The following is a 13,125-nucleotide window of genomic DNA, read 5'->3' as shown; positions in this document are numbered from 1 at the left end:
CCTATTTTCAAGCAGATACAGTAAAAAGATCGGACTTAAGCAAAATTTTTAATGTTCAATCGAAGTGACAACTGGGAGTTATCGGCCATTGGTGGGAAAACTTTAGGGGAAATTTGCACTCTTTTTGCCCATCCGCCTTGAAGTCTGAATATGAACCAATGTTATATTCGGGTGGCACAACATCGGCCCCGGCGGTTTTCATAATAAGCTTGAACAAAAAATTACCGGGGGGAGTTTTTAGAAAAAAAGGAATTACTGATGAATGGTTTAACTTCTCTGGAGTCATTTTTAGAACAGTTACAACAACGCGATGCCCACCAACCTGAGTACCTACAAGCCGTGCGCGAAGTCTTCACCTCGCTGTGGCCCTTTCTGCAACAAAATCCTCATTATCTCGAGCAAAGCCTGCTCGAACGCCTGGTTGAACCCGAAAGAGTGATCCAGTTTCGCGTGGCCTGGATTGACGACAGCGGCACAGTGCAGGTTAACCGCGCGTGGCGCGTGCAGTTCAACTCGGCGATTGGTCCTTACAAGGGTGGGATGCGCTTCCACCCGTCGGTGAATTTGTCGATTTTGAAATTCCTCGGCTTCGAGCAAACCTTCAAAAATGCCCTGACCACGCTGCCGATGGGCGGCGGCAAGGGCGGCTCTGACTTCAATCCGAAAGGCAAAAGCAAAACTGAAGTCATGCGTTTCTGCCAGGCACTGATGACCGAGCTGTATCGCCATCTGGGGCCGGATACTGACGTTCCGGCTGGGGATATTGGCGTGGGCGGGCGCGAAGTGGCCTTTATGTCCGGCATGATGAAGAAGCTTTCCAACAATACTGCCTGCGTGTTTACCGGCAAAGGGTTGTCATTCGGCGGCAGCCTGATCCGCCCTGAAGCCACGGGCTACGGGCTGGTTTACTTCACCGAGGCGATGTTAAAACGCCACGGTTTGGGCTTTGCTGACAGCAAAGTGGCGGTTTCCGGTGCCGGCAACGTGGCGCAGTACGCCATTGAAAAAGCCATGGAGCTGGGGGCGCGGGTGATCACCGCCTCCGACTCGGGTGGCACGGTGGTGGACGAAGCGGGCTTTACGCCGGACAAACTGGCGCACCTGGCGGAGATTAAAAACTCCCGCTATGGCCGTGTCGAAGAGTACGCCCGCGAGCGCGGTCTGGACTTTTTGGCCGACCAGCAGCCGTGGAACGTGCCGGTGGATATCGCGCTGCCTTGCGCCACGCAAAACGAGTTGGACATCGACGCGGCGCATCGGCTGATCGCTAACGGGGTGAAAGCCGTGGCGGAAGGGGCCAACATGCCCACCACCATTCAGGCTACCGACGCCTTCCTCGCGGCAGGCGTGCTGTTCGCGCCGGGTAAGGCGGCCAACGCCGGTGGCGTGGCAACTTCAGGCTTGGAGATGGCGCAGAATGCAGCGCGGATGAGCTGGAATGCCGAGAAGGTGGACGCCCGCTTGCAGCACATCATGCGTGATATCCACGAAGCCTGCGTCGAGCACGGCGGCGAGGGTAAGCAGACTCACTATGTGCACGGCGCGAATATTGCCGGGTTTGTGAAAGTCGCAGATGCGATGATAGCTCAGGGTGTTTTATAGCGTCCTCGTCATCCTTCGTGCCTGCAACACGAATGATTTAGGAGATGCCTCGGAGCATAAAAAATAAAATAATCCGCGCTTGTCGCGGATTTTTTATTGCCCGAAATAGGGGCCGGGGGCGACGGAGTCTCTGAGGATCAGTTCTGAGGAAAAGGCATTGTTTTGCGACAGATAGCCGCCGTCGAGCATGGCGATCAGGCGATTAATTACTTCGTTCACCATGCCGCTGACCGGGTCTTTAATGCTCGACAGCGCGGGCTGCAAGAAGGGGGCGGTGGGGATGTTGTCGAAGCCCATCAGCGAGACGTTTTCCGGCACGCTGAGTTTGGCGGCGTGCAGGGCTTTCATCGCGCCAATCGCCATATCATCGTTACTGGCCAGAATCGCGCTAAAGGGCGTATTGGCCGCCAGCAGGGATTCTATCGCCGCCGCGCCGCTGGCCGGGGTCCATTTCCCTTTAACAATCAGCTCTTGGCGAATAGGCAAACCCTGTGCCTCTAGCGCTGCTTTATAACCCGACAGGCGCTCAATGGCGGTCGGGGAGTCGAGGGAGCCGGTGATAAAGGCGATATCGCGATGTCCTTGGGCCAGCAGATGCCGGGTAGCCTGAAAACTCGAGCCTTTGTGGTCGCAGAAGATGCAGTGGCTCTGGTGGCTGCGCAGCTTTCTGTTCACCACCATGATCGGCTGCTTGTGCTGGCTGATGATGGCGTCCATGGCATCCACGGTCAGGAAGCGCGGGTAGACAATCACCGCGTCGCAGCGCAAATCGAGCAGGAACTGAATCGCCTGCTGCTCCTCCTCGGCGCTGTGTTTACCGTCGACCAGAATCAGCTGCCGCCCGTTGTCCTCGAGCTTTTTGGCCGCCTGAGACAGCAATTCGTTGAAGTAGCTGCCGTTATACAGCGTGTTGGTGATAACCAAGCCAATGCACTGGGACTTGCTGGTTGCAAGATTGCGGGCCAGCAAATTAGGCCGATATCCCGCCTCTTCAATCGCCTGATAGACCGCGACCTTGGTGGCCTCGCTGACATACCCTTTCCCTGACAACAGCCGTGACACGGTGGCCTTTGAGACACCTGCCTTCATCGCCACTTCTTTCATCGTAGACATCGGGTGTTCCTGAATCCTTGAAAATTATTGTCATTCTACACGCAGCCCACGCCCTTAGGCATGGCTTGTGCGCCACGAATTGCCCAAGCCGATCAAGATCACAAATCAAAAATTCTGCCCTTCAAGCTCTTGAACTCATTCTCGCATATGAACACTCTTATGTGGAACCGGTTACTTATTTCTTGAAACTCATCACGGAACGCTGAGTTTCATCCCTGCATCAGTACATAACGCCATGAATTTAAAAAAATAATGCGTCTCTACGAGGGAATTACCACTCATGTCAAAAAATTATGCGGCAGTAGCGCAATCCATTGTCGACGCCGTCGGCGGCGCGGGCAACGTGGCGGCGGTGACTCACTGTATGACCCGGCTGCGCTTCACGCTGGTGGACGAAACCGCCGTGGATTTGGCGCGGCTGAAAGCCATCAGCGGCGTGATGGGCGTGGTCAATACTGACCAGCAGTGTCAGGTGATTATTGGAAATACGGTTTCTCAGGCTTATGCCGAGGTGGTGAAACTTTTGCCGCAGGGCGCGACGGGTCAGCCCGCGCAGCCGGAGAAAAAACGCCTGACGCTGAGGCGCATTGGCGCGAGCATTCTCGACGCGCTGATAGGTACCATGTCGCCGCTGATCCCGGCGATCATTGGCGGCTCGATGGTCAAGCTGCTGGCGATGATTTTAGACATGACCGGCGTCTTCGACAAAGGCTCGTCGACGCTGATTATCCTCAACGTGATTGGCGACGGCGCCTTCTTCTTCCTGCCGGTGATGGTGGCGGCCTCGGCGGCAATCAAATTTAAAACCAATATGTCGCTGGCGATTGCTATCGCCGGGGTGCTGGTTCACCCGAACTTTATCGACCTGATGGCGAAAGCCGCGCAGGGCCAGCCGGTGGAGTTTATCGGCTTCTCGGTGACGGCGGTGAAATACACCTACACCGTGATCCCCGCGCTGTGCATGACCTGGCTGCTCTCTTACATTGAGCGCTGGGTGGACAAAATCACCCCTGCGGTGACTAAAAACTTCCTCAAGCCAATGCTGATTGTGCTGATCGCCGCACCGATCGCCATCATGCTGATTGGCCCGCTGGGTATCTGGATCGGCAGCGGCATTTCCGCGCTGGTTTACACCGTGCACAGCTATCTCGGCTGGCTCTCCGTCGCCATTATGGGGGCTATCTGGCCACTGCTGGTGATGACCGGCATGCACCGCGTCTTCACTCCGACCATTATTCAAACCATTGCCGAAACCGGCAAAGAGGCGATGGTGATGCCTTCGGAAATCGGTGCCAACCTGTCGCTCGGCGGCTCTTCGCTGGCGGTGGCGTGGCGCACTAAAAATCCGGAATTGCGCCAAACCGCGCTGGCGGCAGCGGCCTCGGCGATTGTTGCGGGGATTTCTGAACCGGCGCTGTATGGCGTGGCGCTGCGCCTAAAACGCCCGCTGATTGCCTGCCTGATTAGCGGCTTTATCTGTGGCGGTATCGCCGGGATTGGCGGCCTTGCCAGCCACTCCATGGCCTCGCCGGGGCTGTTCACCAGTGTGCAATTCTTCGATCCAAGCAACCCGATGAGCATCGTCTGGGTGTTCGCCGTGATGGTGCTGGCGGTGGTGATCTCCTTTATCACCACCTTGCTGCTCGGCTTCGAAGATATCCCCGTCGAGCAGCCAAAAAGTGAAACAACTCAGCCAGAAAATAACCCGCTGACGCCACTGAAAAATATTTGATTGAGTAACGAGAGAGGACCTCTGATGCACACATCCACATTTCCTGACGGTTTTTTATGGGGCGGCGCGATTGCCGCCAATCAGGCCGAGGGCGGCGTAAACCAAGGGGGAAAAGGGCTGGCGACGGTAGATACTTTGCCTCACGGCGAACATCGGCTGGCAGTGAAAACCGGGCTGGAAAAACGCGTTACCCTGCGCGATGACGAGTTTTACCCGAGCCATCAGGCGATCGATTTTTATCATCGTTATAAAGAAGATATCGCGCTAATGGCCGAGATGGGCTTCAGCGTGTTTCGCACCTCCATTGCCTGGAGCCGCCTCTACCCGCAGGGCGACGAGCTGACGCCCAACGCCGAGGGCATCGCCTTCTATCGCGATCTCTTTGCCGAATGCAAAAAGCACAATATTGAGCCGCTGGTGACGCTGTGCCACTTCGACGTGCCGATGCATCTGGTCACCGAATATGGTTCATGGCGTAACCGCAAAATGGTGGAGTTTTTCACCCGCTACGCCCGCACCTGCTTTACAGCTTTCGACGGGCTGGTGAAGTACTGGCTGACCTTCAATGAGATTAATATTCTGCTACATAGCCCGTTTTCCGGCGCGGGATTGGCCTTCGAAGAGGGAGAAAATAAGCAGCAGGTGAAATATCAAGCGGCGCACCATGAGCTTCTCGCCAGCGCGCTTGCCACCAAAATTGCCCATGAAATTAACCCGCACAACCAAATGGGTTGCATGCTGGCCGGGGGGAATTTCTACCCGCGAACCTGTAAACCAGAAGACGTGTGGGCGGCGCTGCAAAAAGACCGCGAAAACCTGTTCTTTATCGACGTGCAGGCGCGCGGCGCTTATCCGTCTTACACCCGCCGACAGTTTAAAGAGCAAGGGATTGAGATTCATACAGAGCCGGGCGATGACGACATTCTCAAAAACACCGTGGATTTCGTCTCCTTCAGCTATTACGCCTCGCGCTGCGCCTCGGCGGAGATGAATGAGAACAACAGCAGCGCGGCCAATATCGTTAAATCCCTGAGCAACCCCTATATCGAAAGCAGCGAGTGGGGCTGGGGCATTGATCCTCTGGGCCTGCGCATCACCATGAACATGATGTATGACCGCTACCAGAAGCCGCTGTTCCTGGTGGAAAACGGTTTAGGGGCTAAAGACGTGGTCAACGGGCAAGGGGAAATCAACGACGACTATCGCATCAGCTATCTGCGCGAGCACATCAAAGCCATGGGCGAAGCCATCGAAGACGGCATCCCTGTGATGGGTTACACCTCGTGGGGCTGCATTGATTTGGTGTCGGCGTCGACCGGGGAGATGAGCAAACGCTACGGCTTTATCTATGTCGACCGCGACGACGCCGGGCAGGGCACGCTGGCGCGCACCCGCAAAAAATCCTTCTATTGGTATAAGAAGGTGATTGCCAGCAACGGGGCGGATTTGGATTAAGCCCGCCGCGCTAGCGGGTGGTCAAATCTTGGTTTTCGCCACAAACTTGCCGTCGCGCAGCAGCGCCACTTGGTGCGTTCTTTTGTACCAGATGGCGGTAAAAATGCCTTTCTGATAGACCTGAGCATCGGCGTTTTCTTCAACCAGCGCCGCCGCCGTGGATTCAATGTAACCCTGCTTGTCGGCGGGATAGATTTTGATGTCGATCCCGTCGATTCGCGCGGTAACTTTTTTGTATTTCGGCGTGGCCTGCGCATACTGCGCGGCAACATAACAGGCGTCTTTCGAGATGCCCTGCGCCTGACAATCCGCCATGCGCGATGCCGAGGAGCTGCAACCCGCCGCCGCCATCGCCACTAAAACTAAACTCATCGCTTTCATCATCATTATTTCTCTTTTCTACTGCTTAATCGCGGAGAGGCTTTAACCCCGCCCGTTGAATCACTCTTACCACTCGGCGGAGAAACCTGCGCCAATCACCGGGTCATTGGAGGTGGTCCCGGCGATAGTGGCTTTCGTCACCCAGCTATGGTTGATGCGAGCCGAGAAGCCTACGGCAATTCCCGCCTCTGATGCATATTCACCCGCACCGGCACCCACCGAGAAGGTGGCGTTTTGCGACACCTGCGGGATGTTCGCCATCGCCGCGACGCCAGCAATGCCGGCATTCGCCTGCTTCTTATTATCGTCCACTTGGGATTTAAGGTCGGAGAATTTCTGATTGGTGTAGTTTTGCGACTGCTGCAACGTCTGCTGATCGCCCGCCGCGCGCGCGTGGGATTCTGACAAGACTTCTGCGTGATTCTGCTCCGCCTGACTGTTCAGCGCGTTGATCTGCTGGTCGTAGTAGTTGGCTCGGCGCTGCTGCTGTTGGGCAGCTTGCTGAGTCTTCGCCTCGGTCGCTTGAATTTGTTGCTGGGTCTGCTTTTCCTCAGCCGTGACTTCGGCAGTCATTTCCGAATGCGCTCTGGCATGTAGCATGGATTGGTAGCGATCGCCTGAGATAATGGCCTGCTGCTTCGCAATGCCTTCAGCCGATTTCTGGGCATTAGCCGCAGTCGAGGTTGCCGCAGATGCAGATGATATGGCAACTTCGGAATTCTTCTCTGCCTGATGAACCTGAGTCATATCAGCGTCTTTGCCATCAGCCCCATCTTTGCCGTCGATGCCATTTTTGCCATCAACACCGTCGCGTCCATCAGCGCCGGTGGCACCCGTTGCGCCGTCTTTGCCGTCGATACCATTTTTGCCATCAACACCGTCGCGTCCATGAGCGCCGGTGGCACCCGTTGCGCCGTCTTTGCCGTCGATACCATCCTTACCGTCAACCCCATCCTTACCATCGACGCCATCATGGGGCAGGGGCTGGGATTCTAATTCACTAATGCGTCGAGTATTGCTGGAAACCTGATGATCTTCATTATCGAGTTGGGTCCCTAGACTGTTGATAAGCTGATGGTCATCATGAATCGCTAGCGTGTTGATCTTAATCTGCGGATCAGGTTCGGCAACAGGTTGAGAAGGGGCAGTGCTAACGACTGGTGTCAGGGTAGAGGTCGTGTCGAATGAGGTTGGAGTGGATAAGAGCTTAATTTCGTGAGGATCGTCAAAACGGACCAGTTGATTGGTTTGCTGAACATTATAACTTGCGCCAAACAGCTGTTGGTTCACGGTTGCCAAGCTGTCACCACCGAGGATGGCACTCCGCATGTACTGCGGCATATCATTATGTTCCGAAATAAACTGGTTAGCGGCATCAAGCTCTAGTCCGGTTAACCCGGCCCTTGCAGGCTCTGCAACTGTCGCCGCAACGAGTACCATCATTACGCCAGACAGGACGCGGCGAATCGTCGAAGGTGAAACACCAAAATAGCGCGCCAGCTCGGCTTTATTGGTATTTCCGGCAATAAAGGCTTTGATGATTTCCGCATTACGGTTTTGAGATTTTTGCGACACGTCTTTATTTCTCCCTTGAAATAAGTATCCATTAGATACAAAAAATATTTCTCTTAGCTTCATATTTGGCTAGGTTTGACGAAGCATACACAGGGTGAATATGACTTGCTTTAGTCATCAGCTATAAGATTGACCATTGTCAAGAAATGTAAGTTTTAATAGCTACGGGAATAGGTTTTACTGGAACATCTATTTTGTCGCTAATAAATGTTTTTATGGGAGCTAGTGGATTTTTAGGTCGTGTAGATTGTAGCGATTCGCTACGCTATGAAAAGCCTACAAGATGCGAGTAGAATGCGGCAGGCAAAAAATGAAGGGAGCTAAGTCTATGGCGGTTAAAGCAAAAGAGTTTCATGATTACGTGGCACGTTTAGGGATTGAACAGCCCGCGTTATGTATTCTACTCGGCGTCCAGCGATCAACGCTGAATAAGTGGCTGAATGGCACGGTGACGCAAATTCCCGCCGTGGCGGTGACGGCCATCAAGATGCTGTGGTTTATGAAAGAGAGCGATCCGGTGATGTTCTCCAAGTGGGCCTATGTCCAAGATTTCGGCATGACGGCAGAATACGCGCTAAACGAGCGCGCGCAGGAGTTCCTGCAAACCATCAAGAAAGAGCCGAGCCTGCCGATTCGAAAGCTGTTGAGTAAAAGCTAACCCCACACCTCTACCCATTCGCCACATCCAAAATCGCCTGCGCAAAAGCCTCGGGTGCCTCTTGCGGCAGGTTGTGGCCTATGCCACCGCCGATGGTTCGATGCTGATACTTGCCCGTGAACTTATTGGCATAAGTTTCCGGAGCAGGGTGCGGCGCGCCGTTAGCGTCGCCCTCTAGGGTGATAGTCGGGATCTTAATCAGTGGGGAAGCAGCCAGGCGATTCTCCAAATCATTGTATTTTGACTCACCCTCGGCCAGACCCAGACGCCAGCGATAATTGTGGATCGACACCGCGACGTGGTCCGGATTGTGCAGCGCCTGAGCCGAACGGGCGAACTCTTCGTCGCTGAACTGCCATTTTGGCGAGGCGGTGTGCCAGATGAGTTTGGCGAAAGCTTCCATATTGGCGGCATATCCCGCCTGACCGCGCTCGGTGGCGAAGTAGAACTGATACCACCACGCCAGCTCGGCCGCAGGGGGCAGTGGCTTCTTATTGGCGGCTTGGCTACCAATCAAATAGCCACTCACCGACACCAAGGCTTTAAAACGCTGAGGCCAAATTGCTGCGAGAATATTGGCGGTGCGCGCGCCCCAGTCAAATCCGCCAACCACCACCTTCTCAAGCCCCAGCGCGTCTAAAAATGCAATCGCATCTACCGCGACCACTGCCTGCTGGCCGTTTCTCGGCGTAGACTCTGAGAGAAAGTGCGTCGAACCGTAACCGCGCAGCCAAGGGATCAGCACGCGGTATCCCGCTGACACCAGGATCGGCGCGACATCAACAAAACTGTAGATATCATAAGGCCAGCCGTGCAGCAACAACACCGGTTCACCGTTTTTCGGCCCGACATCCACATAACCGATGTTTAAATCTCCGGCGCGGATCTGCTGAATATTGTTAAAGGCGCCCAGCACTTTGTTGCCAGAAGCTGCGGGCAATGCAGCAACCAGATGGGAGTTTGCACTGGCAGGTAAGGCCGTCAGCCACAGCTCAAAAGCGGCAAGTCCGGCTGCGGCGGTCTGAATAAAGCGGCGGCGGGCAGGGTTATCAATGTCTGGCATAGCTCTCTTCCTCAAAGGTCAGATGGATCGATATGCAGCAGAATGACGCGCGAGATGACACTGCTCTGTGCACCTCTTTATTTAAAACGGGCGATGTATCTCCTGTGTGTCGGTTTAGCCGCTCAATTGTATGTTCAGGTATCTGAACTGTGCCGTTAGCCCTTTAACCTTCTATGCCATTCGGCAAAATGGTCGTTCACACTTGCTACTTTTTGCAGTATATTGCGTTTTTATGCTGTTATTTGCGAGTGGAGGGCGAATGCACAAAGTGGCTCGCCAGCAGGTTTTGCTGGAATTGCTCAGTGAAAAAGGGCAAGTGAATGTCGCGGATTTAGCGCAAAAAATGCAGGTTTCTGCGGATACCGTGCGGCGCGATCTGGCGGACCTTGAGCGTCAGGGGCTGGCGCAAAAAAACCACGGCGGGGCGATTGCCTTAGACCTGTCGGCCATGAACCGTCAGGGGCGTAGCCATCTGCTTGCTACCACCAAGCGAACGTTGGGGCAGTCCGTGGCGGCGCAGATCCCCGCAGGCAGCACGATTTTCCTTGATGCGGGCAGCACGGTGCTGGCGGTGGCGGATGCCCTGCGCGGGCCGATGACCGTCATCACCACCTCGCTGGATATCGCCCAGTGCCTGAGCGAGCGGGCGGACATTCAGCTGATCCTGCTAGGCGGCAGCTGGGATGCCAAACAGCGGCTGTTTGCCGGCAGCGCCACCCTTGCGATGCTGGCCCACTACCGTGCAGATATCGCCGTGCTGGGGGCCTGCGCTATCCACGCCCAGCTTGGCCTGAGTGCCAGTCAGGAGGCGGATGCCGAAGTGAAACGCGCCATGCTCAAGCTGAGCGCCGCCCACTGGTTGGTCGCCGATCACCTCAAACTCAATCGCTGCGAGCCGCATCTGGTGGCCGAGCTTTCTGATATTCATCACTTGTTCATCGACCGCCCGTGGGGCGAGCTGGGTGAGCAAGATTCGATCAAAGTCAGCGTCACCGCCTCGGGGACGCAAGGAGAAAACCATGAGTGAAACGACCCGCACCGCCACTAAAAGCCTCAACGTGGCGTTAATTGGCTACGGCTTTGTTGGCAAGACCTTCCATGCGCCGCTGATCGGCGCGACGCCGGGCTTAAACCTGCTGGTGGTGGCGTCGCGCGATGCCGATAAAGTCCATGCGGACCTGCCGGAGGCTCTGGTGATTGCTTCTCCAGAAGAGGCTATCCGCCATCCTGATGTGGATCTGGTGGTCATCGCGTCACCTAACGCCACCCACGCGCCGCTGGCCAAAGTGGCGCTGGAGGCGGGGAAGCACGTGGTGGTGGATAAGCCATTTACATTGGATATGCAGGAAGCGCGCGAGCTAATTGCGCTGGCGGATAAGCAACAGCGCCTGCTGTCGGTGTTCCACAATCGCCGCTGGGACAGTGATTACCTCGGCGTGAAGCAGGTGATTGAGCAGGGGCTGATTGGCAAAGTGGCGCATTTTGAGTCGCACATTGACCGTTTCCGTCCAGAAGTGCGGGTGCGCTGGCGTGAGCAAAACGTGCCGGGCAGCGGCCTGTGGTTCGACATCGGCCCACACCTGATTGATCAGGCGCTGCAACTGTTCGGCCTGCCGCAGACGGTGCAGGGCAATATTGCCACGCTGCGCCCGAACGCGGAGATCAACGACTGGGCACACGTGGTGCTGAACTACCCGACGCATAAAGTGATTTTGCATTGCAGCATGCTGGTGGCAGGCGGCGCGTCCCGCTTTGCGGTTCACGGCGAGAAGGGAAGTGTGGTGAAGGCCAACGCCGACCGCCAGGAGAGCCAACTGTTGGCGGGCGTGGTTCCGGGAAGTGATGTCTGGGGGCAGGATGATGATGCCTTGGTGCTGTTTGAAGGCACCCACCCGTCGCGCACTATCGCCACCCCGAACGGCGATCAGCGCCAGTACTATATGCAAGTTCGCGACGCTTTAAACGGCGAGCGCGCCAACCCGGTGCCTGCGGTTGAAGCCTTGGCCGTGATGGCCGTGCTGGAAGCGGCGGTAAAATCCTCCGAGACGGGACAATCCCAATCCTTGGATCTGACCAGCGACGAGCAAGCCAGCTTGCGTTAATGGCCTTGGTGGTTCGCCAATAAATGCAAAAGCCGCCTGAGATGGGCGGCTTTTTTGTGGCTTCGAGTCAGGCTCAGTTGGCTTTTGAGCTGTCATTTAGTGGTGCCAACAATACATACCGACTCAGCAGCTGAACAAACTGGTTATCCAGCTGCTTCACCAGCTGTGGCGGCACTTGATCATTCTGCTGGCGCGCTGCGGCCAGTTTTCGCAGCGACTCTTCCACCGGCGGCGCGGCGTTCAGTGCCTGCTGGATGGCGAATACCGAGGATTTGAGCTGGGAGACGGTCATGTACTTTCCGCGCTGCTCGTCTAAACCGTTTAGCTTATCGGCAAGTTGCTGAAGCTGGGTACTGGCCGAGTGCCAGCCGTTTAGGCTGTCTAGCGGCGCGGCGTTGGCATTCAGCTGCTGATTCCAGCTTTTTGCGAGCGCGATGGCCGCTGGATCCGTGGGCCACAGGGCTTGTGCCTGCTCGGCCAGCCGCGTGCCGCTATCCAACGCCCAGCGCGGTGACAGTCTGGCAAGCTGCTCGGTCTGGCGCTGGGTGCTGGCGATAAACGCCGGCGCGGCTTTATTCAGCTGCTCGGCGTATTGGATCTTCAGCGCGGCCAGCTCCTGCGAACTCACTGGCTGAGGCAAAACGGGCAAAGTCGCTGCCAGCTGTTGGTTAACCGGAGAATGTTTATAGGTCTTGATGCTCGCCGAGATACCGCTGCCAACTATCACCGTGACCAACACGCCCGCCACGAACCCTTTCCACTGGACAGGGGGTTTAGCCTCAGCCGGGGCAATCACTACCCGGGGCGTGGCCGGTTCGGCCTGCGCCACATACACCCAGCGCCGATCCTGATCGATGGGCATTTCGGTTGCAGCAACCTCTGCCGACGGGGGCAGCACCACGGCGCTCTCGCTGGTGTCCTGACTGTTTTCGAGCCGCACCGCGGCGTTTTGCAGCAGCCGACTCAGAGCCTGCAACTGGCTGAGATGTTTCAGCTCAAGGCGCAGAAGTTGGTCGCAAAGTGAGTTGATGAGCTTTTCTGCCTGATAAATCTGCGGCAGGTCGCGGTATTCTAACGTCATACAGCGCAGAGCCTGCTGCAACCTCTGGCTGAGACCGTTGAGGATCTCGATGCGCGCATGCACCGCCTGCGGCCACAGCCCCGACCATTGATGAGACAGCAGGGCTTCAAGAATAGCCAACCCCTCGATCAAACCAGATAAACCGGCCAGCTGCACTCGCGCCTGGGTATACCAAGAGGCGGTTTGCAGCTCGATTCCGTTTTGCTGGAACAGATTGAGGCACAGCTGTTCGACCTTATGCCAGTTCACTTCTGGCCGTGCCGGATGGGTTAATTTGCCGAGTTCTTCACGGATAACGCGATAATCAGCGAGCTGACGGGGATCGCCACCCGTGCGTAGCTGGCGCTCAATAGACATTGATCG

At 56.0% G+C, this 13,125-nt stretch carries 11 protein-coding genes; 6 read left to right on the top strand and 5 right to left on the bottom strand.

Going from position 1 to position 13,125, the window contains the following annotated elements; translation table 11 throughout:
• The first annotated feature begins 258 nt into the window (after positions 1–258).
• Complete coding sequence (gene gdhA, locus V2154_RS11185; RefSeq protein ID WP_353502318.1) at positions 259–1,602, top strand: NADP-specific glutamate dehydrogenase; 1,344 nt, start codon at positions 259–261, stop codon at positions 1,600–1,602.
• 93 nt (positions 1,603–1,695) lie between these two features.
• Here the strand turns inward: gdhA and V2154_RS11180 are convergent, their stop codons facing one another.
• Entirely contained in the window at positions 1,696–2,715 is a 1,020-nt protein-coding gene (locus tag V2154_RS11180; protein ID WP_353502317.1) for a LacI family DNA-binding transcriptional regulator, read from the bottom strand.
• A gap of 280 nt (positions 2,716–2,995) precedes the next feature.
• On the opposite strand from V2154_RS11180, the gene ascF reads away from it, so the two are divergent.
• A complete protein-coding gene (gene ascF / locus V2154_RS11175) occupies positions 2,996–4,447 on the top strand; it encodes a PTS cellobiose/arbutin/salicin transporter subunit IIBC (protein WP_353502316.1) in 1,452 nt (483 codons plus the stop codon).
• Positions 4,448–4,471: 24 nt separating this feature from the next.
• Positions 4,472–5,902, top strand: a complete 1,431-nt coding sequence (locus tag V2154_RS11170; protein WP_353502315.1) for a 6-phospho-beta-glucosidase — start codon at positions 4,472–4,474, stop codon at positions 5,900–5,902.
• A gap of 21 nt (positions 5,903–5,923) precedes the next feature.
• Here the strand turns inward: V2154_RS11170 and V2154_RS11165 are convergent, their stop codons facing one another.
• The gene (locus V2154_RS11165) at positions 5,924–6,289 is read right to left on the bottom strand and encodes a hypothetical protein (protein WP_353502314.1); all 366 of its coding nucleotides are present in this window, start codon (positions 6,287–6,289) and stop codon (positions 5,924–5,926) included.
• Positions 6,290–6,349: 60 nt separating this feature from the next.
• On the bottom strand, positions 6,350–7,858 hold the full coding sequence (locus V2154_RS11160) for a YadA-like family protein (protein WP_353502313.1): 1,509 nt from the start codon (positions 7,856–7,858) through the stop codon (positions 6,350–6,352).
• 328 nt (positions 7,859–8,186) lie between these two features.
• Here V2154_RS11160 and V2154_RS11155 point away from each other — a divergent pair, with 328 nt between their 5' ends.
• Positions 8,187–8,516 carry a hypothetical protein gene (locus V2154_RS11155; RefSeq protein WP_353502312.1) on the top strand — a complete coding sequence of 110 codons (330 nt, stop codon included), beginning with the start codon at positions 8,187–8,189 and terminating at the stop codon, positions 8,514–8,516.
• 10 nt (positions 8,517–8,526) lie between these two features.
• Here V2154_RS11155 and V2154_RS11150 read toward each other — a convergent pair whose 3' ends face one another.
• Positions 8,527–9,579, bottom strand: a complete 1,053-nt coding sequence (locus tag V2154_RS11150) for an alpha/beta fold hydrolase (RefSeq protein WP_353502311.1) — start codon at positions 9,577–9,579, stop codon at positions 8,527–8,529.
• A 259-nt stretch (positions 9,580–9,838) separates the two neighbouring features.
• On the opposite strand from V2154_RS11150, the gene V2154_RS11145 reads away from it, so the two are divergent.
• Together V2154_RS11145 and V2154_RS11140 are read left to right on the top strand one after the other, a co-directional pair.
• A complete protein-coding gene (locus V2154_RS11145; RefSeq protein WP_353502310.1) occupies positions 9,839–10,606 on the top strand; it encodes a DeoR/GlpR family DNA-binding transcription regulator in 768 nt (255 codons plus the stop codon).
• Positions 10,599–11,681: an oxidoreductase gene (locus tag V2154_RS11140; protein ID WP_353502309.1), complete on the top strand. Its 1,083-nt coding sequence runs from the start codon at positions 10,599–10,601 to the stop codon at positions 11,679–11,681. The genes V2154_RS11145 and V2154_RS11140 overlap by 8 nt, the downstream gene beginning before the upstream one ends.
• A gap of 73 nt (positions 11,682–11,754) precedes the next feature.
• Here the strand turns inward: V2154_RS11140 and V2154_RS11135 are convergent, their stop codons facing one another.
• The gene (locus tag V2154_RS11135) at positions 11,755–13,119 is read right to left on the bottom strand and encodes a VasL domain-containing protein (protein ID WP_353502308.1); all 1,365 of its coding nucleotides are present in this window, start codon (positions 13,117–13,119) and stop codon (positions 11,755–11,757) included.
• Positions 13,120–13,125: the final 6 nt, after the last annotated feature.

It is taken from the genome of Ewingella sp. CoE-038-23, from assembly GCF_040419245.1.
Taxonomy (GTDB): domain Bacteria; phylum Pseudomonadota; class Gammaproteobacteria; order Enterobacterales; family Enterobacteriaceae; genus Ewingella; species Ewingella allii.
The sequence above is the reverse complement of the archived record's forward strand: the minus strand, read 5'-3'. Positions and strand labels throughout refer to the sequence as shown.

Excerpts from the sequence above, each read along its gene's own strand:
- gdhA (WP_353502318.1), top strand. The coding sequence starts at position 259 with ATGAATGGTTTAACTTCTCTGGAGTCATTTTTAGAACAGTTACAACAA.
- V2154_RS11180 (WP_353502317.1), bottom strand. The coding sequence starts at position 2,715 with ATGTCTACGATGAAAGAAGTGGCGATGAAGGCAGGTGTCTCAAAGGCC.
- ascF (WP_353502316.1), top strand. The coding sequence starts at position 2,996 with ATGTCAAAAAATTATGCGGCAGTAGCGCAATCCATTGTCGACGCCGTC.
- V2154_RS11170 (WP_353502315.1), top strand. The coding sequence starts at position 4,472 with ATGCACACATCCACATTTCCTGACGGTTTTTTATGGGGCGGCGCGATT.
- V2154_RS11165 (WP_353502314.1), bottom strand. The coding sequence starts at position 6,289 with ATGATGATGAAAGCGATGAGTTTAGTTTTAGTGGCGATGGCGGCGGCG.
- V2154_RS11155 (WP_353502312.1), top strand. The coding sequence starts at position 8,187 with ATGGCGGTTAAAGCAAAAGAGTTTCATGATTACGTGGCACGTTTAGGG.
- V2154_RS11150 (WP_353502311.1), bottom strand. The coding sequence starts at position 9,579 with ATGCCAGACATTGATAACCCTGCCCGCCGCCGCTTTATTCAGACCGCC.
- V2154_RS11145 (WP_353502310.1), top strand. The coding sequence starts at position 9,839 with ATGCACAAAGTGGCTCGCCAGCAGGTTTTGCTGGAATTGCTCAGTGAA.
- V2154_RS11140 (WP_353502309.1), top strand. The coding sequence starts at position 10,599 with ATGAGTGAAACGACCCGCACCGCCACTAAAAGCCTCAACGTGGCGTTA.
- V2154_RS11135 (WP_353502308.1), bottom strand. The coding sequence starts at position 13,119 with ATGTCTATTGAGCGCCAGCTACGCACGGGTGGCGATCCCCGTCAGCTC.